We start from the raw sequence: 22,775 nt of genomic DNA, 5'->3' as shown, positions 1-22,775 counted from the left end.
TTTGGAGGACCCCATGGCGACCCGCTCGCAGACGGCGGCAGTGCTGCTCGCCGGTGCGCTCGCCCTCGCCGCCTGCGGAAGCGGCGGCACCTCGCAGACCCCGGCGGCCTCCGGTGGCGGTGGGAAGACGCTCGTCATCGACACGTCGTTCGACCTCAAGACGGCCGACCCCGGCCGCACCTACGAGCCGACCGGGCTCATCGTCGGCAAGGCCGTCTACGAGACGCTGCTGACCTTCGACGGTTCCGACGTGACCAAGCCGGTCCCGGCGCTGGCCGAGTCCTACGAGCTGAGCGAGGACGGCAAGACGCTGACGCTCAAGCTCAAGAAGGGCCCCACCTTCGCCGACGGCTCGCCGATCACCGCCGACGACGTGGTGTTCTCGCTCAACCGCGTGCGTGACATGAAGGGCACCCCGTCGTTCCTGCTGGACGGCGTCGAGGTGGCCAAGACCGACGACTCGACGATCACGCTGACGTCGAAGGCGCCGAACCCGGCGCTGCCCTACATCCTGCCGAACCCGGCGCTGGGCATCCTCAACAGCAAGGTCGCCAAGGAGCACGGCGCGACTGCCGACGCCCAGGACAAGGCCGAGCAGTACCTGAACGCCTCCTCGGCCGGGTCCGGCCCGTACACGATCGAGTCGTTCAACGTGAGCAGCCAGGTCACGCTCAAGGCGAACCCGAAGTACTACGGCACCAAGCCGGCCTACGACAAGGTCGTCATCCGCAACGTCGAGGCCGCCACGCAGAAGCTCAACGTGCAGCGCGGCGACAGCCAGGTGGCGCTGAACCTGTCCGGTGACCAGGTCACCAACATGCCCTCCACCCTGCAGGTGAAGAAGACCGCCTCGGCGAACGTCATCTTCCTGCTGGCCAACCAGGACTCGGGCGTCAGCAAGACCACGCCGAACGCCAAGTTCGTCGAGGCCGTGCGCAAGGGCGTGGACTACGCGGGCCTGCTGGAGCTGGCCGGCGAGGGCTCGACGCAGGCTCCCGGCATCATCCCGTCGCAGCTGCTCGGCGCGCTGCCGCCGGAGCAGGCGCCCAAGCGGGACGTCGAGGGCGCCAAGGCGGCCCTGGCGGCCAGCGGCGTGTCGAACCCGACCGTCAAGCTGGAGTTCCCGAGCGAGCTGACCGTCAACGGCCTGTCCTTCCAGCCGCTGGCCGAGCGCATCCAGGCCAACCTCAAGGAGGTCGGCATCACGGTGGACCTCCAGCCCGCGCCGGTGACGACCGCGCTGGACAACTACCGCAACGGCAAGGAGGAGATGGGCCTGTGGTACTGGGGCCCGGACTACCCGGACCCGAGCGACTACCTGGCCTTCGCGCCCGGCAAGACCGTGGGCCTGCGGGCCGGCTGGAAGGAAGGCGCGGCCAAGGAGATCGAGTCGGCCGCTGACAAGGCCGCGACCGCGATCGGCGACGAGGCGCGCAAGACGGCCTACGCCGACCTGCAGACCAAGCTCAACACCTCCGGCCCGTTCGTGCCGCTGATCCAGCCGAGCCAGAACATCGTGTCGGCCGCGTCCGTGACGGGCCTGGAGTACCACCCGGTCTGGACCGTGGACGTCGCCGACCTCGGCGCGAAGTAAGGAGACCGGCAGGTGTCCGACAACCCGGGCGCGGCGGGCTCGCCGCCGCGCCCCGGCGCCGGCTCCCCGGTCGAGACGGCCGAAACGGCCGAGACGGCCGCCGCAGGGACGCGGCGGCGGCGGGGCGTGCACCCGCTGGCCCGCTTCCTCATCCGGCGCATCCTCATCGCCGTGCTGCTGGCCTGGGGCATCACGCTCGTCACGTTCCTGCTGACGAACCTGGTGCCCGGCGACCCCGTGGCCGCCAACCTGGGCCAGCGGGCGCTGGGCGACCCGGCCATCGTGGCGCAGTGGCGGTCCGAGCACGGCCTGGACAAGCCGCTGTGGCAGCAGTACGCGATCTATCTGCAGGGCCTGGTCCAGGGCGACCTGGGCACCAGCCAGCAGAGCCACCGCCCGGTCAGCCAGGACCTGGCCGAGTTCGTCCCGGCGACGCTGGAGCTGGCGGGCGCGGCGATCCTGATCTCGCTGGTGCTGGGCGTGGCCTTCGGCGTGGTCGCCGCGCTGCGCAGGGACCGGCTGTCCGACCACGTGCTGCGGCTGGTCAGCCTGATCGGCATCTCGGTGCCGACGTTCTGGCTGGCGCTGGTGGCGTTCTACGTGTTCTTCTTCCGGTTGCAGATCACGCCGGGCAGCGGACGCGTGGACGCGGCGCTCGGCTCGGCGCCGGCGGTGACCGGGCTGCAGACGGTCGACGCGCTGCTGGCGGGCCGGTGGGACATCTTCACCTCCGCCGTCGGCCACCTGATCACGCCCGCGCTGGTGCTGGCGCTGTACACGATCGGCCTGCTGACCCGCTTCACCCGTTCGGCGGTGCTGGAGGTGCTGGGCCAGGACTACGTCCGGGCGGCCCGCGCCAAGGGGCTGCCGGGCCGGGTGATCCTGTTCAGGTACGTGCTGCGTTCGGCGCTGGTCCCGATCATCACCGTGGCCGGTCTGGCCTTCGGCAGCCTGCTGTCCGGCACCGTCCTGGTCGAGGCGATCTTCGCCTGGCCCGGCGTCGGCCAGTATGCCTACAAGAGCGCCACCAGCCTCGACCTGCCCGCCGTGATGGGCGTCGGCCTGGTCGTGGGCGTGGTCTACCTGGTCATCAACCTGATCGTGGACGTGCTGTACGGCGTCATCGATCCCCGAGTGAGGCTGCAATGAGAGGCAAGGGGCTGCTGGGCAGGCTGCCCGAGGCGTGGCGGCAGCCGCTGGCCGTCGCGGGCGCCGTGCTGGCCGTGGCCTGGCTGGTGATCGCGCTGGCCGCGCCGTGGCTGGCGCCGCACGACCCGCTGGCCCAGGACCTGCCGCGGCTGGCTCCCCCGGGGCCCGGCCACTGGTTCGGCACCGACCAGCTCGGACGCGACATCCTGAGCCGCGTCATGTACGGCGCGCGGGTGTCGATCCCGCTGACGTTGCTGCTGGTCGTGCTGTCGGTGCTGGTCGGCGGCCTGCTGGGGGCGTGCGCCGGGTACTTCGGCAAGTGGGTCGGCGAGACGATCATGCGGATCGCGGACCTGGTGTTCGCGTTCCCGACCGTGATCCTGGCCATGGTGGTGGCCGCGGCGCTGGGCGCGAGCCTGGGCAACGCCGTGCTGGCCGTGCTGGTGGTGGCCTGGCCCGCCTACGCCCGCGTCACCCGCGGGCTGGTGCTGGGCGTGCGCGAGCGGGAGTTCGTGCTGAGCGGGCGGCTGCTGGGCTTCTCGGTGTGGCGCTCGCTGCGGGTGGACGTGCTGCCGAACGTGACCGGCCCGATCCTGGTGCTGGCCACGCTCGACATCGGCACGGCGCTGCTGCTGCTGTCCGGCCTGTCGTTCCTGGGCCTGGGCGCCAAGCCGCCGTCCCCCGAGTGGGGCGCGATGGTGGCCTCCGGCGTGGAGGTCTTCGACAGCTGGTGGGTGGCGACGTTCCCCGGCCTGGCGATCCTGACCGTGGTGCTGGCGTTCAACTTCCTCGGCGACACGCTGCGGGACGCGCTCGACCCGCGGACGGCCCGCGCGATCAAGGAGCGTGCGTTGTGACGCTGGACATCACCGGCCTGAAGGTGTCGATCCACGGCAAGGAGATCCTGCGCGGCGTCGACCTGAAGCTGGCCGCCGGGCGCGTGCACGGCCTGGCCGGCGAGAGCGGGTCGGGCAAGACGATGACGGGCCTGGCCGTGCTCGGGCTGCTGCCGCACGGCGCGCGCGTCTCGGGCCGGATCGGGCTCGGCGAGCGGGACCTGCTCACGCTGCCGCCCAAGGAGCTCAACCAGGTGCGCGGCGGCGAGGTCGCCATGGTCTTCCAGGACCCGGCGACCAGCCTGCACCCGATGCTCACGATCGGCCGGCAGCTCACCGAGCACATGCGCCACCACCTGGGCCTGGGCAAGGCCGAGGCGAAGGCGCGGGCGGTCGAGCTCCTGGGCAAGGTGCGCATCCCGGGCGCCGAGGAGGCGTACGGGCGCTTCCCGCACCAGTTCTCCGGCGGCATGCGGCAGCGCATCGCCATCGCCGTCGCGCTGGCCTGCTCGCCCAAGGTGCTGATCGCCGACGAGCCGACCACCGCGCTGGACGTGACCGTGCAGGCGGGCGTGCTGCGGCTGCTGCGCGGGCTCTGCGACGAGCTGGGCCTGGCCGTGCTGCTGGTCACGCACGACCTGGGCGTCATGTCGGCGGTCGCGGACGAGGTGAGCGTGATGAAGGACGGCCTGGTCGTGGAGACCGGGCCGCGCGGGCGGGTGCTGCGCGACCCCGAGCACCCCTACACCCGCGCCCTGCTGGACTCGCTGCCTGATTCTGTGCCTGATTCTGCTCCGGACGTGGAGGGCTGATGCTGGACATCGAGGACCTGGTCGTCGAACACCGCTCCCCCGGGCGTCCGGTGGTGCGGGCGGTGGCGGGGGCCAGCCTGACCGTACGGGCGGGCGAGGTCGTGGGCCTGGTCGGCGAGTCGGGGTGCGGCAAGTCCACCCTGGCGCGGGCGGTCTGCGGGCTGAACCCGGTCACCCACGGGTCGATCGCGTTCGAGGGGCAGCAGGTCACGCCGCTCGGCCTGCGGCGCAGGAAGCTCACGGGCATCCAGATGGTCTTCCAGGACCCGTACGCGTCGCTGAACCCGCGGCGCCGGGTGGGCGACCAGATCGCCGACGGCCTGCGCACCGCGGACGACACCCGTACCGACCCGGCCGACCTGCTGGAGCGGGTGGGCCTGCCGCGCGAGTTCGCCGGACGGCACCCCCACGAGTTCTCCGGCGGCCAGCGGCAGCGCATCGCGATCGCCAGGGCGCTGGCGGCCCGGCCGCGGCTGCTCATCGGCGACGAGCCGATCTCCGCGCTGGACGCCTCCGCCCAGGCCCAGGTGGCCCGGCTGATGCGCGACCTGGCGGTGGACTCCGGCGCCGGGCTGCTGTTCATCAGCCACGACCTGTCGGTGGTGCGGCTGATCGCCGACCGGATCGCCGTCATGTACCTCGGCAAGATCGTCGAGGTGGGCGGGACGGCCGAGGTGTGGGACGACCCGAAACATCCGTACACCAGGGCGTTGCTGGGGGCCATCCCCAAGCCGGACGGCATGGGCGTGCTGCCCGCCGAGCTGGCCGGGGACGTGCCCGACCCGGCGAACCCGCCGGGCGGGTGCCGGTTCAACCCGCGTTGCCCGCTGGTGATGGAGGTGTGCCGCGAGAAGGAGCCGGACTTCGGGCCGGTCGCCTGCTGGCTGCACGAGCCGGCGTGAGCCGGCGGCACGCCGCGCGGGTGGCGGCCGTGCGGCGGGCGATGGCCCAGGAGGGCATCGACGTGCTGGTGTTGCGGCCCTCGCCCGACTTCCGGTTCCTGAGCGCCTCCCCAGAAGGCGCTCTCCCTGAGGGCGTCCTGCCTGAGGGCGGCGCGCCGGACGGCGGCGCCGGGCCGGGCGTGTTCCTCGTGGTGACGGCCGACGCGATCGTCGAGACCCGCGACCCGGCGGGCCTGGTGCCCGCCTCCGCGCGCCGGGTCGGGGTGGACCCCGAGATGCGGGCGAGCGAGCTGTTCCGGCTGGCGATCGCCGCCGAGCTGGTGCCCGCCTCCGCGGTGCTGGCGCCGCTGCGGCTGCGCAAGGACCCCGCCGAGCTGACGGCGCTCGGCCGGGCGGTCGCGGCGGCGGAGGCGGTGCTGGCGCAGGCGGCCGAGCTGGCCTGGTTCGGCGCGACCGAGCGGACCATGGCGCGCCGGCTGCGGCTGCTGGCCCTGGAGTCGGGCTGCGAGGAGGTGATCTCGCTGCGCGTGTCGGCGGGCGAGCACACCGCGCGGCCCGAGCACGTGCCCGGCGGGCGCGTGATCAACCCGGGCGACGCGCTGCTGGTGTCGGTGTGCGGCCGCTGGGACGGCTACTGCGCCGAGGCGGGCCGGGTGTTCGCCGTCGCCGAGCCGCCGGAGGACTACGAGGCGATGTACTCGGTGGTGCTGGCCGCCCACCGCGCGGCGCTGGCGGCGCTGCGGCCGTCGGTCCCGTTCGCGGAGCTGGCCAGGACGGTGCACGAGGTCATCGACGCCAGCGGCTACGGCCGCTTCGCCGCGCCGCACGTGGGCCGGGGCGTGGGCCTGGGCCACGACGAGGGGCCGCGGGCCGGCGAGGACGCGGTGTTCGCCCCCGGGATGACGGTCTGCCTGGAACCGGCCATCTACGTGCCCGACCTGTTCGGCGCGCGGGTGGCCGACGTGGTGGCCTGCACGGCCGCCGAGCCGGTGCCGCTGGGCACGCGGCCGCACACCCTGCACGTCCTCGACCGCTGAGGCGGCCTGCGCTTACGCTGGGTGACGACGATCACCGGGGGGGCGTCGTGGACCAGTTCGTGCTGCTCATGCTGGTGCTGCTGGGCGCGCTGGTCACGGTCCCGCTGGGCGAGCGGCTGGGGCTGCCCGCGCCGGTGCTGATGACGCTGCTGGGCATCCTGCTGGCAGTGCTGCCGTTCGTGCCGAACGTGGACATCCCGCCGGGCATCGTGCTGCCGCTGCTGCTGCCGCCGTTGCTGTACGCGGCGGTGCGGCGTACGTCGTGGCGGCAGTTCGCGGCGAACTGGCAGCCGATCTTCCTGCTCGCCGTGGCGCTGGTGTTCGTGACGACGGCGGCCGTGGCGGCCACGGCGCACGCGCTCGTCCCCGGCCTGCCGCTGGCGGCGGCGGTGGCGCTGGGCGCGCTGGTCGCGCCGCCCGACCCGGTGGCGGCCACGGCGGTGGCCGGGCGGCTGGGCCTGCCGCGGCGCATGGTGTCGCTGCTGGAGGGCGAGGGCCTGTTCAACGACGTGACCGCGATCGTGCTCTACCACGTGGCGGTCGCGGCGGTCGTCACGGGCGTGTTCTCCTGGCCGGGGGCGCTGGGCGAGTTCGCGCTGTCGGCGGGGGTGGCCGTGGCGGCGGGGTTCGCGCTGGGCTGGGCGGCCGGGAAGCTGATGGCGCTGCTGGGCGACGCGACGCTGCAGGTGGGCCTGTCGCTGGTGGTGCCGTTCGTCAGCTACGCGGTGGCCGACGAGCTGCGCGGCTCGGGCGTGCTGGCCGTGCTGACCACCGCCTTCTACCTCAGCGACCGCATGTGGGACGCCGACGACGTGTTCGGCCGGTTCGCCTCGTCCACGTTCTGGCAGGTGGTGGACACGCTGGTGACGGGGGTCGCGTTCGGGCTGATCGGGCTGGAGCTGCACACGGTGTTCGGCACGGTCCACGGGCGGTTCGGCGAGGTGCTGTGGTGGAGCGCCGCCGTGGTGGGCGTCGTCGTGGTCGTCCGGCTGCTGTGGCTGCTGCCGGCCGCCTGGCTGGCCAAGAAGGGGCGGCGCGAGGACACCGAGGTGCCGATGAGCTGGCGCGAGACCGTCGTCATGTGGTGGGCGGGCATGCGCGGCGTGGCGTCCGTGGCGCTGGCGCTGGCCATCCCGCTGCGCATCCATGACGGGCGGCCGTTCCCGCAGCGGCCGGTGATCGTGTTCATCGCGTTCGCGGTCATCCTGGTGACGCTGGTGGTGCAGGGGCTGACGCTGCCGTGGCTGGTGGCGCGGCTCGGCGTCAAGGCCGACACGGCGGCCGAGCGCGATCTGGAGAAGCGCCTGGCGATCCGGGCCGCCCACGCGGCCAAGCGGCGGCTGCGGGAGATCGACGAGGCCGAGGACCTGCCCGAGGAGGTGGTCGAGCTGCTGGGCCGGCGCATGATGGACCTCGGGCTGCGGATCAGCCCCGAGGCCGCCGACGACGAGCGGCGCGAGGCGTTCGAGCAGCGGGCGCGGCGGGCCCGGCTGGTGCGGCGGGTGCAGGAGGAGATGATGTCGGCCGCCCGGCAGGCCGTGCTGGACGCCCGCCGCGACCCGCGGGCCGACCCCCAGGTGGTCTCCCGCGTGCTGCGCGCCCTCGACGCCCGGAGCATGCGCTGACCAGCCCCGATCCGCCGCCCGGAGGGTTGACGGTGTGTGACCGGGGGCCGCAGAGGGTAGTCATTTCCTTATGCTGCGGATCGGCACGCTGGGCGCCGCCCCGTCGGTCGGCGTCGTGGCCTGTGGCTGGCACGACAGCGGTCCGGGCCCCTTCACCACCGGCATCAAGCTGATCTACACGCTCGGCGGCCCGCTGCCCGAGCTGCCCGGCCTGCGGATCGGGTCCGGAGCGCTCATAGGCGCCGAACAGATCGCCGCCGCGCTGCTCCAGGGTCTCGACGTGGTGATCACCGAACCCGCCTGCCCGGCCGCGCCCGTGGTGGCGGCCGGCATGTGGCACTACGGCTGGACCAGGCGCGACGTGTCGGCCCTGGCCGGGGCGACGGTGGCCGGTCTGGCGCTGGCCACGCAGCCGGGCGCGTGCGTGGCGGAGATCGGGCGCGACGGCGCCGGCTCCATCGACGGGCAGATGCCGGCCGAGTCGGTACGGGCCCGCGTGGCGGCGGCGTTCTCCGGCGGCCGGTACCGCACGCCGGAGGTGACGGTGCCGCTGGAGGCGGTGCGGCTCAGCCAGGACACGCCGTGCCGGATCCGGATCGCCCGCACCCCCGGCCTCGTCGTCTGAGGCCGTCGTGGCCATGGGCCTCGGCGACGAAGAACCGCCGGCCTTTGGTCGCCTGGCACGAACCCCAGATGTCACCCCATGTCGTACGGTCGCCAGGGAGCACCTGCGCGCCGACCGAGTTGGAGAGAGTGTGAAGATCACAGGAGTAGAGCTGCGCCGGATCGCGATGCCGTTGGTGGCGCCGTTCCGCACGTCGTTCGGCACCGAGACGGCCCGGGACGTCCTGCTGGTCAGGGTGGTGACCCCCGACGCCGAGGGGTGGGGCGAGTGCGTGGCCATGTCCGAGCCGCTCTACTCCTCCGAGTACGTCGACGGCGCCGCCGAGGTGATGCGCCGCTTCCTGCTGCCCGCCCTGCCCACCACCCTGGACGCGTACGGCGTCGGCCGCGCGCTCGAACCGATCAAGGGCCACCGCATGGCCAAGGCCGCGCTGGAGACCGCCGTGCTCGACGCGCAGCTGCGGGCCTCCGGCGAGTCGTTCGGCCATTTCCTGGGCGCGGCCCGCGACCGGGTGCCGTGCGGGGTGTCGGTGGGCATCATGGACTCGATCCCGCAGCTCCTCGACGCCGTGGCGGGCTACGTCGAGGAGGGGTACGTCCGCATCAAGCTGAAGATCGAGCCCGGCTGGGACGTCGAGCCGGTGCGCGCGGTGCGCGAGCGCTTCGGCGACGACCTGCTGCTCCAGGTCGACGCGAACGCGGCGTACTCGCTGGCCGACGCCCGCCGGCTGGCCCGGCTCGACGCGTTCGACCTGCTGCTGATCGAGCAGCCGCTGGCCAACGACGACCTCGTCCAGCACGCCAGGCTGGCCCGCCAGCTGCGCACCCCGATCTGCCTGGACGAGTCCATCGAGTCGGCCGAGCACGCGGCGGCCGCCATCGAGCTCGGCTCGTGCTCGATCATCAACATCAAGCCGGGCCGCATCGGCGGCTACCTGGAGGCGCGGCGCATCCACGACCTGTGCCGGGCCAACGGCGTGGCGGTGTGGTGCGGCGGCATGCTGGAGACCGGTCTCGGGCGGGCGGCCAACGTGGCGCTGGCGGCGCTGCCGGGCTTCACGCTGCCCGGCGACACCTCGGGGTCGCGCCGCTACTACGCGACCGACGTGACCGAGCCGTTCGAGCTGGTGGACGGCCATCTGCAGGTGCCGACGGGGCCGGGGCTCGGCGTCGAGCCGATCCCGTCGGTGCTGGAGGAGGTCACGACGGCCACGGAGTGGATCCCGCTGTAGGGCGCCCGTCCTGGAGGGCGGGGCCGGCCGGGGTCACCCGACCCCGGCCGGCGCCCTGCGGGGTCAACAGCGGGTGAAGCGCAGGCGCAGGGTGGCCGGGGCGGCGTGCAGGTCGTACCGGGGCAGCGCGCCGGGGCCGCAGGTGGCGGTGCCGATGCCCTGCTGGGCGAGGTCCAGGTGGAGGTGCACCCGGTCGCCGGGCACCAGGTCCGGGCGGTGGCGGGCGGCCTCCAGCTCGGCGGTGCTCCACCGGCGCGCGGTCAGCCCGAACGCCGGCTCGCCCGCGACCCGGAACCCGGGCGTCCCGGCCGGCCCGCCGAACTCGGCCCATCGCACGTCGGCGCGGCGGCCGTTCTCCTGCGGGTGGACGTAGGGCGTCTGGAGGTCGTCGATCGTGGCGCTCCAGCGGCCCACGCGGGCGGCCAGGCCGGTGTCGGGGTAGGCCTCCCCCGGCCCCCGGCCGTACCAGGTGACGTGGGTGAGCCGGCCGGGCAGCGCGAGATGGACGCCCAGGCGCGGGATCGGGTCGCGCCATTCGCCCTCGGGCTCGACGTCCACGGTCAGGTCCAGGGCGTCGCCGCGGGGCGCGGTCCACGTCCAGGTGACGCGCATGCCGAGGTCGGTGGCGGCGGGGGCGGCCCTGGTCTCGACGGTGAGGCCGTCGCCGGTCCGCACGCCGTCCACGCGGTGGGTGAGGCGATGCAGCCCGAGCTGCCGCCACTTCCGGCCCAGGCCGCCGTAGCGGTCGTTGTCGGTGGGGGCGCGGTAGAGGTCGAGGCGCGGGCCGTCGACGTCGAGGCCGAACAGGCGCAGCAGGCGGCCGGTGCGCGGGTCGAACTCGCCGCCGCCCAGCCTCAGCCGCCCGCCGGACGTCTCCGGCCGGACGCCCGCACCGGTGACGGCGGCGGGAAGGGCGGGGCTCGGCAGGCGGGTCTGGGACCAGGCGAGCTCGTGGCCCGCGGTGGCCCAGGGCTGGTCGCCGGCCAGGGTCGCGCGGACGGTGAGCCGGCGCTCCCCCACGTTGTCCGCCGGCGGGGGCGGGTCGGGCAGCCTCACCTCGCCGCCGGACGGCGGCACCGCCAGCGGGAACCGCGCGACGGGGAGCCCGTCGTCCTCGACGACGGCCTCGAAGGCGAGGTGGGCCAGGTCGCGGAAGTCGTGCCGGTTGACCACCCGCACGACGCCGTCGCCGAACGCGAACCGCACCGGCTCGAACACCTTCTTCAGGTCCAGCAGGCCCGGGGAGGGCGTGCGGTCGGGGAACACCAGCCCGTCGATGACGAAGTTGCCGTCGTGCACGGGCTCGCCGTGGTCGCCGCCGTAGGCGTACTCGTGGCGGGGGTCGGTCAGGCCGTGGTCGATCCACTCCCACACGAACCCGCCGGCCAGCCTGGGGAAACGTTCGAACAGCTCCTGGTACTCGGCCAGGCCGCCGGGCCCGTTGCCCATGGCGTGGGCGTACTCGCACTGCAGGAACGGCATCGCGCGCCGCCGCGCGTCCAGGGCGGGGTCGTCGAGCGGGTCCTCCTCGCCGCGGCCGATGGCCTCGACCTCGGCGTGGGTGGCGTACATGCGCGAGTAGACGTCGGTGTGGGCGCACGACCAGTCGCCCTCGTAGTGCAGCGGCCTGGACGGGTCGCGCCGGCGCGTCCAGGCGGCCATGACGGCGAGGTTGCGGCCGACGCCCGCCTCGTTGCCGAGCGACCACATGATGACGCTGGGGTGGTTCTTGTCCCGTTCGACCATGCGGCGCATGCGGTCGAGCAGGGCGTCGGCCCAGCGCGGGTCGTCGGTGGGGTTGCGCCGCCAGCCGACCTGGCCGAAGCCGTGCGTCTCCAGGTCGCATTCGTCGACGACCCACAGGCCCAGCTCGTCGCACAGGTCCAGGAAGCCGGGGTGCGGCGGGTAGTGGCTGGTCCGGACGGCGTTGACGTTGTGCCGCTTCATGAGCAGCACGTCCTCGCGCATGGTCTCGTACGGGACCGCGCGGCCGTGGTCGGGATGGAACTCGTGCCGGTTGACGCCCTTGAGCAGCAGCGGGCGGCCGTTGGCCAGGAGCACGCCGTCCTCGACGGAGACGGTGCGGAAGCCGACGCGCAGCCGTACGGTCTCGTGCGGGGTGGTCAGGACGGCCTCGTACAGGCGGGGCGTCTCGGCGGTCCACGGCTCGGCCCCGACGGTGATCTCGACGCCGGGTTCCAGGTCGCGCACGCCGAGCTCGGGGATGCTCAGCAGGCCCTCGGCGGCCTCGAAGGACAGCCGGCCGTCGTGGGCGGCGTGCACGAACACGTCGGCGGCCGACCGGGTGAGGGTGACGCTGCGGAAGATGCCGGGCAGCCACCACATGTCCTGGTCCTCCAGGTAGCTGGCGGCCGACCACTGGTGCACGCGCACGGCCAGCACGTTGCGTCCCGGACGCAGCCACGGCCCGGCGTCGAACTCGGCGGGCAGCCTGCTGCCGGTGGAGAAGCCCAGCTCGTGGCCGTTCAGCCAGACCCTGGCGAAGGAGTCGACGCCCTCGAAGCGCAGCCTGCCGCCGCGCCAGCCGTCCGGCAGGTCGAAGGCGCGCCGGTAGTCGCCGGTCGGGTTCTCGTCCGGGACGTGCGGCGGGTCCACGGGGAAGGGGTAGGAGACGTTGGTGTAGGCGGGGGCGCCGTGGCCGTGCAGGGGCCAGTGGGCCGGGACCGGCAGCTCGTCCCAGGCGGAGTCGTCGAAGCCGGGCCGGGCGAAGTCGTCGGGCACGTCGGCCACGGGTGACAGCCGGAAGCGCCACAGGCCGTCGAGGTCGAGGGAGGGGGCGTCGGAGCGGAGTGCCGCGCGGGGTTCGAGACGGCCCGAACCGGGGGCGAAGGTTTCGAGATCCATCCCTTCCGACACTAGGGGTTGATGGTGGTTCCGTCAGCGATGCCCCGTCCGGTGGTGCTTGGACTTCCCTGCCGGGGTTGTTGGAGGAACGGCACCGGCAGGGACCGGTCTCAGGCGTTCCTGGAGAACAGGATCCCGTTCGCGCCGGCCGGGCCGGGCAGCGCGGAGGCGGCCGCGAGGTAGCCGGCCAGCAGGCTCTCGGCCACCGCGCCCACGGCCGCGTCGCCGGGCAGGAACTCGGGGGTGTGCAGGCCGGCGGCGGTGTCCACGCCGACGAACATCATGAGCGACGGCGCGACCGAGGCGTAGTGGGAGAAGTCGTCGGCCCCGCACGAGCGCAGGCCGCCGTCCACGGTCCAGCCCTGGCCGCGCAGCAGCCCGCCGGCGCGCACGGCCAGCCCGGTGTCGTTGACCAGCACCGGCTCCCCCGGCAGGATCGTCACCTCGGCCACGCAGCCGCACGCCCTGGCGACGTCCTCGACCACCTGGGTGAAGCGTTCGTGCAGCTCCTGGCGCCAGTTCTCGGACATCGCGCGGAGGGTCCCCCTGGCCACGGCCTCGCCCGGCACGGCGTTGGGCGCGGTGCCGGCGTTGACCGTGCCGAAGGTGACCACGGTGGGCGTCATCGGGTCGGCGACCCGGCTGACGACCTGCTGGGCGGTGACGATGACCTGCGCCATGGCCACCACCGGGTCCCTGGTGAGGTGGGGGTAGGCGGCGTGGCCCTCCGCGCCCCTGACGACCACCCTGAACTCGTCGGAGGAGGCGTTGACCGCCCCCGGCACGGAGGCGACCGTGCCCTCGGCCAGCAGGGGCTGCACGTGCGCGCCGATCATGGCGCCGACCTGGTGGCGGTGCAGCGCGCCCGACCCCACGACGTCGGAGGCGCCGGAGGGGAAGCCCTCCTCGCGCGGTTGCAGCACGACCAGCAGGGGCGGGTCGGCGCCGAGCCGGTCGAGGGTCCTGGCCAGGGCGACCACGGCCGCCATGTGCACGTCGTGCCCGCAGGCGTGCATCGCGCCCTCGGGGGCGGCCCACTCGGCTCCGGTGCGCTCGGTCAGGGGCAGCGCGTCGAGCTCGCCGCGTACGCCGATCGCCGGGCCAGGACCGCCGACGCGCAGGACCGCGCCGGTGCCGGCGACGTGCTCGACCTGCCCGGCGGGCAGCGCGTCGAGCAGCCGGGCCAGCGTCGGGCCCTCCTGTCCCGACAGGCAGGGCGCCGCGTGCAGCTCGCGGCGCAGCGCCTGCGCCGCGGGCAGCTCCCGCAGCAGGCCCTCCCGCAGCGCCGCGTAGGCGGCGCCGTCCACGCCGCCGGTCCCGATGACGGCTCCGTCGACGGGCCTGTTGATCGTACGGCCCCCGAAGTCGTTCACCCCGTGCTCTCCTCCCGTGTTCCCAGTCCGTAGACGCGTCGCGCGTTGTCCGACCCGACCATCGCCGCCACCCGCATCGCCTGCCCGGCCGACCACTCGCCGTCCAGCACGAGCCGGCCGAGCACCCGCGCCATCGCCCGCCGCCACAACACCGCGCCGAGGTGGTGCAGCTCGGCCGGCCCCCACCCGTCGGACGAGAAGAGGATCTTGGCGAACGGCGCCAGCTCCAGGCTCTCGGCCACCAGCGCCACGCTGCGGGCCCCGGTGTAGGTCACGCCGAGCCCCACGTCGAAGTAGACGTTGGGATAGGCCTGCGCGAGGAACCCCGCGTGCCGCTGGAAGGGGTAGCAGTGCAGCAGCACCAGCGGCACCCCGGTCGGCTCGGCGCGCTCGACGAGGCCGCGCAGCAGCAGCGGATCGGCCCGGCGCAGGTCGAGGTCGGGATCGCCGAGGCCGGTGTGGAACTGGATCGGCAACCCTCGCTCGATCCCGGCCCAGATCACGTGCCGCAGCAGCACCGGCTCCGTCAGCTTACCGCCGCCGGACCCGAGCCAGCGCCCGGCCGCCTCGGCGACCTCGGCCCGGCTCGGCGGCTCGGGGTCGAGGTCGAGGCCGTGGCGGTAGGCGGCGACGCTCTTGAGCCCGCGCGCGCCGCCGGTGCGCTCCCACAGCTCCCGCGCGAAGGCGTCGGCGAAGGAGGACGCGTCGCAGCCGCCGGCCGCGACCTGCTCGGCCACCGTCTCCAGCCGCACCACCTCGTCGGCGGGCGCGCCGGTGAGCTCGGCCATGCCGGACGGGCCCACCAGCTCCTCGCCCCGGTAGCCGGTCTCGACCAGGTAGTGGGCCACGTTCGTGGCGCCGAGCAGCAGCCGGTTCACCTCGGCGGCGCCCAGCCGGGCCCTCCTGGCCAGGTACTCCTCCGGCGTGCAGTGCGGTTCGAGGCCGAGGACGGGCGCGCAGTGGCGCAGGATGGCGTACCCCGTCGGGGAGTCGAACTGCGTCATCCACTCCGGCACCGGCCGGTCGGACTCGGTGATCAGCTCCTCGAACGCGGTGCGCGACAGGTCGCGCGGCACCACGCCGTGCACGTGGTGGTCGACCAGCGGCAGCTCCTCGATGGCCCGGACGAACCCGGCCGGGGCGAGGTCGAGGTCTGCGGCGGTGGCGTACACGTCGGTCACGGAGAGATCTACTCCCCCGTGGGCGCGCGGACGAACCCCCCGGCCCCGATCGGGCGCCTCGCTAGGGGGCCGCGGCGGGCACGGCGAGCTGCTGGACCAGCCACGGCAGCGCCTGCGGCAGCTCCCGGTTCCAGGTGTTGAAGTTGTGACCGCCGCTGGGCAGGATCAGCGACGAGGCCCGCATGGGCGGCTTGACGGCGTTCAGGAAGCGCTCGGTCGGCAGGTAGTCGGCCTCGCCCTTCCTGCTGCTGGTGACGAGCACGGCCACGGGCGGCGCGGGCAGCCGGGCCAGGCGCCACATCAGGTCGTTGCGGTCGGCCAGCGCCTGGTCGCCGTGGAACAGGTCGCCGGTGGTGCCGTCCACGATCGTCTTGTAGTAGCCCGACAGGGAGACGGCGGCGGAGAACGCGTCGGGGCGGCTCATGGCCAGCTTCAGCGCGCAGTAGCCGCCGGTCGAGCCGCCGAGCACGCCCCAGGAGTTGCGGCCGGGGGCCGCCCGGTAGTGCGCGGTCACGGCCTGCCGGACGTCGGTGGCGAAGTACGTCAGCGCCTGGGGGCCGCCCGGCACGTCCACGCACTCGGTGTCGCGCGGCAGCACCACGCTCGGCCGCATCATCACCAGGACGGCCGGCTCGACCTGGTGCAGGGCGATGGCGTGGGCCAGCCGTCCGGGCAGGTCGAGCCGGGTCATGAGGTTGCGCGGGTCGCCGGGGTAGCCGGTCAGGGCGAGGATCGCGGGGAACCTGCGCCGGGGGTCCTTGAAGTAGGCCGAGGGCAGGAACACGTACGCCTCCTCGCTCAGGCGCGTGGTCGCGCCCGGCAGGACGACCTCCTCGATCCGCCCGCCCGGCACCGCCCGGCTGTCCAGCACCCGCAGCCCGGCCGCGGCCCCGGCGACGGTGATCTGGGCGGCGCCGGTGTCGGCGCCGAGCAGGTCCGCCCAGGAGGAGTAGAAGCCGAAGTAGTAGTTGACCAGCAGCGCGAGCGCCGCCACGGTGAGCGCCTGGCAGCCCGCCAGCAGGCCGGCCCGGCCCAGCAGCGGCGGCAGGCCCCGCCCGGCCAGCCGCGGCCACACCCAGACGGTGGCCGCGAGCCCGGCCGCCGCGAGCACCGCGGCGGTCACCAGCAGCGCGATCGAGGTCAGTCCCATGAACAGCAGGAATATCCCGCCCGGCGTAAGCGCGTGGTTAACGGCGAGATTAACCGGCAGGGGCTTGAATCGGTGTTTGTGAAGCGTCCTTGGATCCCCGCGCTGGCGGGTTACGCGTCGCTGGTCATCGGCCTGCTGGACATCGCCAAGGCCGTCGCGCCGCGGCTGGAGCACACGCGGATGGGCCAGTGGTCGGATCTGCTGCCCGGGACGGTGACGACCGTGGCGCGGGCGACGTCGCTGGTGGTCGGCATCATGCTGGTGATGATCGCGCACGCGCTGCGCCGGGGGAAGGTGCGGGCCTGGCGGGCGGTGGTGGTGCTGCTGCCGGTGAGCGCCGTCATGGGCGTGCTGCACCTGCGGCCGGTGACCGCCGCGATCAGCGTCGTGCTGCTGGCCGTGCTGGTGGCCGGCAGGCGGGAGTTCACGGCGCTGCCCGACCCGCGCTCGCGCTGGCGGGCGTTGTGGAACCTGCTCGTGCTCGGCGCGATCGACATGGGGCTCGGCTACCTGATCGTGAGCGTCCGGCCGGGCGCGCTGGTGGGCCGTCCGGGCGTGGCCGAGCGGCTGGAGCACGTGGCGCTGGGGCTGGCGGGCATCGAGGGGCCGGTCACGTTCACCGTGGAACGCGTCTCCGACCTGGTCTACTTCTCCCTCGTCGCGCTGGGCGCGCTGACCGCCGTGACGACGCTCTACCTGGCGCTGCGCCCGGAACGGCCGGCCGCCGAGCTGACCGCCGACGACGAACGCCGCCTGCGCGACCTGCTGGACGTCCACGGCGAGCGCGACTCGCTCGGCTACTTCGCGCTGCGCCGGGACAAGAGCGTGATCTTCTCGCCGTCGGGCAAGGCGGCCGTGGCCTACCGGGTGGTCTCCGGCGTGATGCTGGCCAGCGGCGACCCGATCGGCGACCGCGAGGCGTGGCCGGCCGCGATCGTCGCGTTCATGGCCGAGGCGCGGCGGCACGCCTGGGTGCCGGCCGTCATCGGCTGCGGCGAGACGGGCGGCGAGGTCTGGACGAAGGTCGCGGGGCTGTCCGCGCTGGAGATCGGCGACGAGGCGATCGTCGAGGTCGACGGCTTCACGCTGGAGGGCCGCGCGATGCGCAACGTGCGGCAGATGGTCAACCGCACCCGCCGCGCCGGGTACGTCTGCCGGGTGCGCCGCGCCCGGGACGTGGCCGAGGAGGAGAAGGAGCGCATCCGCCGGGCCGCCGGGCTGTGGCGCGGCACCCAGACCGAGCGCGGCTACTCGATGGCGCTGGGCCGCTTCGGCGACCCCGCCGACGCCGAGTGCCTGGTGGCCACCGCCTGCAAGGACGGCGACCTCAAGGCCGTGCTGCACTTCGTGCCGTGGGGCAGGCGGGGCGTCTCGCTGGACCTGATGCGCCGCGACCGCGACGCCGACCCGGGCCTGAACGAGCTGCTGATCGCCGAGACGTTGCAGGCCGCGCCGTCGCTGGGGATCACGCAGGTGTCGCTCAACTTCGCGATGTTCCGCTCGACGCTGGCCCGCGGCGACCGGCTCGGCGCGGGGCCCGTGCTGCGGGCCTGGCGGTCGGTGCTGGTCTTCCTGTCGCACTGGTTCCAGATCGAGTCGCTGTACCGGTTCAACGCCAAGTTCCGGCCGATCTGGGAGCCGCGCTTCGTCGTCTACCCGACCGCCCGCGACATGCCCAGGATCGGCGTCGCGGCGCTCCAGGCCGAGGCGTTCATCCCGTCGGGCCTGCCGCTGCGCGCCCGGCTGCGCCTCCCCCGGCCCTTCACGCACGACCGCGCCGCGGCCGCTCCCCAGACGCCGTGAACCGGGCCCGTGACCCGGGCGCGGTTCAGGGCGAGGCGGCGGTGCCGGTGGCGGGCCACATGGTGTTGAGGCGGCCGGCGGTGGCCTGGTAGGCGCGCTCGGCCTCCGGCGTCAGGACGACGTCGGCGCCCGGCCCGGCGGCGGCCAGCCGTTCGCGCAGGACGATGGAGTCGGCGGTGTCGGCCAGGTCGAGCAGCCCGGTGAAGCGGGCGGCCGACGACACCAGCTCGGTGGCGGGCAGGCCGGTGCACACGGCGTCGAGGGCCTGGCGGACCACGCCCTTGCCGACCGCGCCGAGGCCGAGCGCCACCGCGGCCGCCGACAGGGTGGCCACGTCGAGCGGGTCGACGTCGACCAGGCGCAGCGGCACGTGCTCGACCTGGCCGCCGGGGGCGTACAGGCGGCCGGTCAGGCGGGCGGCGGCGGCGCGCCTGCCCTGTGTGGGGCCGATCGCGCGCCAGAGCCGGCGCAGCGCGGTCAGCGCGATCCCGCCGGCGAGCGGGCCGGGCAGCGGCGAGCCCACGGACTCGGCGGCGCGCAGCACCAGCAGCAGCCTCTCCAGCTCGCCCACCGCGCGGGCCAGGTCTTCGCCCAGGTCGGGGACGAGGACCGCGCGCGGGCCGAGGCCGGTCATGTGCGGCTCCTCACGGAGCCCTCGTCGTCGAGCGGTCGTCAGGCGGCGGAGCAGTCAACCGGAGGGTCACAACCGGAGCGTACGCCGCCCCGGCCACGCCGCACACCCCACCGGTGAGCACGCGCCCCCGGCTCCCGGTCCGCGCACCCGTGCGGAGCGGGCGGGCCGGGCGTGTGGGAGGATCTGGCCTCGATGGGTCCATGGTCGTTGGTGCGGTGGCTGCGTGCGGCGAGCTTCGCCGGCACGTGTGCCGCGCTGGCCGCGCTCGCCCACCTGGCGGGCGGCGGCTGCTTCGACCCCGGGGCGCTGCTGGCGGGCTTCCTGCTGGTCCTCGCGCCGGCCCTGGCGCTGACCGGGCGTGAGCGCACCCTGCCCGCCATCGTGCCCGCGACGGGCGCCTCGCAGGTCGTCCTGCACCTGCTGCTCTCCCTGAGCTGCGACCATCCCGCGCCCGTCGCCGCCCCCGCGAGCGTGGTCCACGCGCACGACACGGGCGCCCCGGGGTTCGGGATGCTGCTCGTGCACGCGGCGAGCGTGCTGCTGACGTCGGTCTGGCTGCGCTGGGTGGAGTCGGGGCTGTGCGCCCTGGTCCGCGAGCTGGCCGGGTGGGTGCTGCGCCCGCTGCTGGTGCTGTTCCTCGTCGTGGCCGGGTGGGCCGCGCCGGCGCGCACGCCGGTGGGCGGGCGCGACGACGTCACGGCGCGCGTGCGGCTGTTCCTGCGGCACGTGCTGGTGCTGCGCGGGCCGCCCGCGGGTGGACCGGAGCCGCTGAGGCCGGTCCGTCCGACGGTCGTGGGCCTGCCCGCCTAGGCGCGCCCGCGGTCCTTCGCGCGCCCGTCCGCCGCGGTTCCTCCGACGACAATCCCGGCTCGCCGCCGTGCCCGTCCCCGCCGTGGGGCCGGTCGGCGTGCGCGCCTTACGGACTCGACTCAGAGGACATCACCCCATGAGACCTTCCCGTACCCGCCGGGCCTCGGCGGTCGCGCTCGTGCTGCTGGCCGCCGCCTGCGGCACGCCGCCCGCGGAAACCGGCGGCGAGGCGGCCACCGCCGCGCCGGCGTCCGCCGGCCGGACCGTCTACCCCCTCACCTTCGACAACTGCGGCACGCGGGTCACCTTCCGCCGCCCGCCGCAGCGCGTCCTGATCCTGAACGGCACCAGCGTCGGCGAGGTGGAGAGCTTCCTGCTGCTCGGGCTGGAGCGCAGCATCCTGGCCAACGCCCAGAGCTACGGCGTCTCCGACGACCCGACCATGACGGCCCGCATCAAGGCGCTGCCGACCGGCGGGCTGACCATGAACAAGAACTTCGACGTGCCCGCCGAGCAGGTGCTCAAGCTCAAGCCGGACCTGGTGGTCTCCACCTGGTCCGGCGGGTTCGACCCCGCCCGCGGCTTCGCCACCCGCGAGCAGCTCGCCGCGGCCGGCATCACCTCGCTGGTCAACCCGGTCAACTGCGCGATGGGCAAGCCGCAGGCCACCGAGCAGGACAAGCGCGCCTACCGCAACCAGTCGATCAACTCCTCGCTGGAGTTCCTCAGCCTGCTCGGACGGGTGTTCGACGTGCAGCGCAAGGCGTTCGACCTGATCGGGCGGCTGCGGGCGCGGGTGGAGTCGGTACGGGCCCGCGTGGCGGCGCTGCCGCCCAGGAAGGTGCTGATCGCCTATCCCGGCATGGCCATGATGAACGCCAACGGCCTGCCCGCCGTGATGACCGGCGGCATCTACGACGACGTCATCAGGGCGGCCGGCGGGGTCAACGCCTTCGCCGGCCAGACCGCCGACATGACGCGCACCCTCAACCGCGAGCAGCTCGCCACCGCCCAGGTGGACGTGCTGGTCGTCGGGCTGTTCACGCCCGAGGAGAACGGCGCGGAGGCGGCGGCGAAGCTGTTCGCCGCCTACCCCCACTGGGCCGCGGCCAGGAGCAGGACCTACACGGTCGTCTCCGACGGCGTCTATCTCGGGCCGCTGAACGCCTGGGCCGTGGAGAAGATCTCCAAGGTGGTGCATCCCGGTGGCTGACACGCTGGCGGCGCCGCCGCGCCGCACCGTCCCCGTCCCGCCGCGGCGGCCGCACGCGGTGTCCGGGCGGGCGACCGGGTTCCTGCTGGCCGGGCTCGGGGCCGCGCTGGTCGTGGCCCTGGTGATCGGGATCTCCGCCGGGTCGGTGAACCTGCCGCCGGACCAGGTGTGGGGGGTGGTGTGGGCGTACCTGACCGGGCGCGGCGAGCAGGCCGATCCGCTGCTGGCGCAGGTCGTGTGGGAGATCCGCACGCCCCGGGCGCTGCTGGCCGCGCTGGCCGGGGCCGCGCTGTCGGTGGCGGGGGTCGCGTTGCAGGCGCTGGTCCGCAACCCGCTCGCCGACCCGTACGTGCTGGGCGTGTCGTCGGCGGCGTCGCTGGGGGCCGTGCTGGTGCCCGCGCTCGGGGGCGGCGCGCTGGCCGGGCTGACCGGCGCGCTCGGCGTCACGGGGGCCGCCTTCGCCGCCGCGCTGCTGTCGGCGCTGGTGGTGTACGTCCTGTCCCAGCGTTCCGGCAGGCTGCTGGACTCGTGGCTGGTGCTGACCGGCGTGGCCGTCGGCTACCTGTGCTCGGCGGCCACCACGTTCGTGCAGCTCCAGCTCAACCCGACCGAGCTGCAGGGCATGATGTTCTGGCTGATGGGCAGCGTTGCCGGGGCGTCCTGGGCGGATCTGGGCGTGCCCGCGCTGCTCGTGGTGTGCTGCGTGGCCTGGCTGTCCTCGCAGGCGCGGGCGCTCAACGCGCTGCTGGCCGGCGAGGAGTCCGCGGTCGCGATCGGCGTGCCGGTCGCCGCGCTGCGGATCGGGCTGCTGGCGGCCGGGTCGCTGCTGACGGCGACGGTGGTCAGCGTGGTCGGCGGCATCGGGTTCATCGGCCTGATGGTCCCGCACATGGTCCGGTTCGTGGTCGGCGCCGACCACCGCCGGGTGCTGCCGGTCTCGCTGCTGGCCGGCGCGGTGTTCCTGGTGCTGGTGGACCTGGCGGCGCGGATCGCCGACCGGCCGAACGAGCTGCCGGTGGGCATCTTCACCACGGGGCTCGGCGTGCCGTTCTTCCTGTGGCTGCTGCGCAGGCGGCGGGCGGGAGGCGGCGGCGATGCGGCTTGACCTCGCGGGCGTCAGCGCGAGCATCGACGCGCGGCCCATCGTCACCGACGTCACGCTGAGCGCCGGGCCCGGCGAGTTCGTGGCGCTGGTCGGGCCGAACGGGAGCGGCAAGTCCACGCTGCTGCGCACGGTCTACCGGTCGCTGCGCCCGTCGGGCGGCGTCGTCCGGCTGGACGGCGACGACCTGTGGCGGATGCGGCCCCGGCACGCCGCGCGGCGGCGGGCGGTCCTGCCGCAGCACAACCCGGCCGGAGAGGGGTTCTGCGTGGCCGAGGTCGTCGCGGCCGGGCGGCACAGCCACAAGCGGGCGCTGGACCGGGAGAGCGCGGGCGACCGGGCGGTGGTCGCCACGGCCCTGGAGCGGGTCGGCATGGACTGGGCGGCCGACCGGCTGATGACCACGCTGTCCGGCGGCGAGCGGCAGCGCGTGCTGCTGGCCCGCGCGCTGGCCCAGGAGGCGCCGCTGCTGATCCTGGACGAGCCGGGCAACCACCTGGACGTCGGCTCCCAGCTCCTGCTGCTGGACCTGATCCGCTCGCTCGGCCTGACGCTGCTGGCCGCCCTGCACGACCTGGACCAGGCCGCCGCCTACGCCGACCGGATCGTCGTGCTGCGCGAGGGCCGGGTCGCCGGGCAGGGGCCGCCTCTGGAGGTGCTGACCCCGGCCTTCATCGAGGAGGTCTTCGGCGTCCTGGCCCATGTGGGGCCGCATCCGATCACCGGGCGGCCGCACGTCGCGGTGGCGTCCAGGGCGGGAGGTAAGCGCCTGCCCTAGGGCCGGTCAGCACTCGTCCCCCGGTGCGGAGCCGTGCCCGGCGCCGCCCGTCCGG

Annotated in this window: 19 protein-coding genes; 14 read left to right on the top strand and 5 right to left on the bottom strand. The window is 74.5% G+C overall.

Going from position 1 to position 22,775, the window contains the following annotated elements:
• Positions 1–13 precede the first annotated feature (13 nt).
• The 9 genes from ACIBST_RS21385 (at position 14) to menC (ending at position 9,811) form a co-directional block, all read left to right on the top strand.
• Positions 14–1,594: an ABC transporter substrate-binding protein gene (locus ACIBST_RS21385; protein ID WP_397173854.1), complete on the top strand. Its 1,581-nt coding sequence runs from the start codon at positions 14–16 to the stop codon at positions 1,592–1,594.
• A 12-nt stretch (positions 1,595–1,606) separates the two neighbouring features.
• Complete coding sequence (locus ACIBST_RS21380) at positions 1,607–2,743, top strand: ABC transporter permease (protein ID WP_397173852.1); 1,137 nt, start codon at positions 1,607–1,609, stop codon at positions 2,741–2,743.
• Positions 2,740–3,600, top strand: coding sequence for an ABC transporter permease (locus ACIBST_RS21375; protein ID WP_352328927.1), 861 nt, complete (start codon positions 2,740–2,742; stop codon positions 3,598–3,600). The genes ACIBST_RS21380 and ACIBST_RS21375 overlap by 4 nt, the downstream gene beginning before the upstream one ends.
• Entirely contained in the window at positions 3,597–4,391 is a 795-nt protein-coding gene (locus ACIBST_RS21370) for an ABC transporter ATP-binding protein (RefSeq protein ID WP_397173850.1), read from the top strand. The genes ACIBST_RS21375 and ACIBST_RS21370 overlap by 4 nt, the downstream gene beginning before the upstream one ends.
• Positions 4,391–5,293 carry an ABC transporter ATP-binding protein gene (locus ACIBST_RS21365; protein ID WP_397173848.1) on the top strand — a complete coding sequence of 301 codons (903 nt, stop codon included), beginning with the start codon at positions 4,391–4,393 and terminating at the stop codon, positions 5,291–5,293. The genes ACIBST_RS21370 and ACIBST_RS21365 overlap by 1 nt, the downstream gene beginning before the upstream one ends.
• Complete coding sequence (locus ACIBST_RS21360) at positions 5,290–6,330, top strand: M24 family metallopeptidase (RefSeq protein WP_397173847.1); 1,041 nt, start codon at positions 5,290–5,292, stop codon at positions 6,328–6,330. The genes ACIBST_RS21365 and ACIBST_RS21360 overlap by 4 nt, the downstream gene beginning before the upstream one ends.
• Before the next feature lie 47 nt (positions 6,331–6,377).
• Complete coding sequence (locus ACIBST_RS21355) at positions 6,378–7,955, top strand: Na+/H+ antiporter (RefSeq protein ID WP_397173845.1); 1,578 nt, start codon at positions 6,378–6,380, stop codon at positions 7,953–7,955.
• Positions 7,956–8,025: 70 nt separating this feature from the next.
• On the top strand, positions 8,026–8,580 hold the full coding sequence (locus tag ACIBST_RS21350) for an acyclic terpene utilization AtuA family protein (RefSeq protein WP_397173843.1): 555 nt from the start codon (positions 8,026–8,028) through the stop codon (positions 8,578–8,580).
• Between the two features lie 130 nt (positions 8,581–8,710).
• A complete protein-coding gene (gene menC, locus ACIBST_RS21345) occupies positions 8,711–9,811 on the top strand; it encodes an o-succinylbenzoate synthase (protein WP_397173841.1) in 1,101 nt (366 codons plus the stop codon).
• 63 nt (positions 9,812–9,874) lie between these two features.
• On the opposite strand, the gene ACIBST_RS21340 is transcribed toward menC, so the two are convergent.
• The 4 genes from ACIBST_RS21340 to ACIBST_RS21325 all read right to left on the bottom strand — a co-directional run bounded on the left by ACIBST_RS21340 (position 9,875) and on the right by ACIBST_RS21325 (position 16,380).
• Entirely contained in the window at positions 9,875–12,676 is a 2,802-nt protein-coding gene (locus ACIBST_RS21340; RefSeq protein WP_397173839.1) for a glycoside hydrolase family 2 TIM barrel-domain containing protein, read from the bottom strand.
• Between the two features lie 110 nt (positions 12,677–12,786).
• The gene (locus ACIBST_RS21335) at positions 12,787–14,049 is read right to left on the bottom strand and encodes a M20 family metallopeptidase (RefSeq protein ID WP_397173838.1); all 1,263 of its coding nucleotides are present in this window, start codon (positions 14,047–14,049) and stop codon (positions 12,787–12,789) included.
• Entirely contained in the window at positions 14,046–15,230 is a 1,185-nt protein-coding gene (locus ACIBST_RS21330; protein ID WP_397173836.1) for an amidohydrolase family protein, read from the bottom strand. The genes ACIBST_RS21335 and ACIBST_RS21330 overlap by 4 nt, the downstream gene beginning before the upstream one ends.
• A gap of 61 nt (positions 15,231–15,291) precedes the next feature.
• On the bottom strand, positions 15,292–16,380 hold the full coding sequence (locus ACIBST_RS21325) for an alpha/beta hydrolase (protein ID WP_397173834.1): 1,089 nt from the start codon (positions 16,378–16,380) through the stop codon (positions 15,292–15,294).
• A gap of 78 nt (positions 16,381–16,458) precedes the next feature.
• Here ACIBST_RS21325 and ACIBST_RS21320 point away from each other — a divergent pair, with 78 nt between their 5' ends.
• On the top strand, positions 16,459–18,183 hold the full coding sequence (locus tag ACIBST_RS21320; protein WP_397173832.1) for a phosphatidylglycerol lysyltransferase domain-containing protein: 1,725 nt from the start codon (positions 16,459–16,461) through the stop codon (positions 18,181–18,183).
• Between the two features lie 25 nt (positions 18,184–18,208).
• Here ACIBST_RS21320 and ACIBST_RS21315 read toward each other — a convergent pair whose 3' ends face one another.
• Positions 18,209–18,817: a hypothetical protein gene (locus ACIBST_RS21315; RefSeq protein WP_397173830.1), complete on the bottom strand. Its 609-nt coding sequence runs from the start codon at positions 18,815–18,817 to the stop codon at positions 18,209–18,211.
• A gap of 210 nt (positions 18,818–19,027) precedes the next feature.
• Here ACIBST_RS21315 and ACIBST_RS21310 point away from each other — a divergent pair, with 210 nt between their 5' ends.
• From ACIBST_RS21310 to ACIBST_RS21295, 4 genes are all read left to right on the top strand, one after another.
• On the top strand, positions 19,028–19,627 hold the full coding sequence (locus ACIBST_RS21310) for a hypothetical protein (RefSeq protein WP_397173829.1): 600 nt from the start codon (positions 19,028–19,030) through the stop codon (positions 19,625–19,627).
• Positions 19,628–19,763: 136 nt separating this feature from the next.
• A complete protein-coding gene (locus tag ACIBST_RS21305; protein ID WP_397173827.1) occupies positions 19,764–20,840 on the top strand; it encodes an ABC transporter substrate-binding protein in 1,077 nt (358 codons plus the stop codon).
• Positions 20,833–21,945, top strand: a complete 1,113-nt coding sequence (locus ACIBST_RS21300) for a FecCD family ABC transporter permease (RefSeq protein WP_397173825.1) — start codon at positions 20,833–20,835, stop codon at positions 21,943–21,945. The genes ACIBST_RS21305 and ACIBST_RS21300 overlap by 8 nt, the downstream gene beginning before the upstream one ends.
• The gene (locus ACIBST_RS21295) at positions 21,935–22,720 is read left to right on the top strand and encodes an ABC transporter ATP-binding protein (protein WP_397173823.1); all 786 of its coding nucleotides are present in this window, start codon (positions 21,935–21,937) and stop codon (positions 22,718–22,720) included. Before ACIBST_RS21300 ends, ACIBST_RS21295 begins: the two co-directional genes overlap by 11 nt.
• The last annotated feature ends 55 nt before the right edge of the window (positions 22,721–22,775 follow it).

Origin of the sequence: Nonomuraea sp. NPDC049684 (assembly GCF_044465345.1) — a bacterium.
Taxonomy (GTDB): domain Bacteria; phylum Actinomycetota; class Actinomycetes; order Streptosporangiales; family Streptosporangiaceae; genus Nonomuraea.
This window is presented reverse-complemented; position numbering and strand designations above follow the sequence as displayed.

Bases quoted from the DNA above. Each gene is read 5' to 3' on its own strand.
- ACIBST_RS21350 (WP_397173843.1), top strand. From the start codon at position 8,026: ATGCTGCGGATCGGCACGCTGGGCGCCGCCCCGTCGGTCGGCGTCGTG.
- ACIBST_RS21295 (WP_397173823.1), top strand. From the start codon at position 21,935: ATGCGGCTTGACCTCGCGGGCGTCAGCGCGAGCATCGACGCGCGGCCC.
- ACIBST_RS21315 (WP_397173830.1), bottom strand. From the start codon at position 18,817: ATGACCGGCCTCGGCCCGCGCGCGGTCCTCGTCCCCGACCTGGGCGAA.
- ACIBST_RS21340 (WP_397173839.1), bottom strand. From the start codon at position 12,676: ATGGATCTCGAAACCTTCGCCCCCGGTTCGGGCCGTCTCGAACCCCGC.
- ACIBST_RS21305 (WP_397173827.1), top strand. From the start codon at position 19,764: ATGAGACCTTCCCGTACCCGCCGGGCCTCGGCGGTCGCGCTCGTGCTG.
- ACIBST_RS21385 (WP_397173854.1), top strand. From the start codon at position 14: ATGGCGACCCGCTCGCAGACGGCGGCAGTGCTGCTCGCCGGTGCGCTC.
- ACIBST_RS21375 (WP_352328927.1), top strand. From the start codon at position 2,740: ATGAGAGGCAAGGGGCTGCTGGGCAGGCTGCCCGAGGCGTGGCGGCAG.
- ACIBST_RS21365 (WP_397173848.1), top strand. From the start codon at position 4,391: ATGCTGGACATCGAGGACCTGGTCGTCGAACACCGCTCCCCCGGGCGT.
- ACIBST_RS21325 (WP_397173834.1), bottom strand. From the start codon at position 16,380: ATGGGACTGACCTCGATCGCGCTGCTGGTGACCGCCGCGGTGCTCGCG.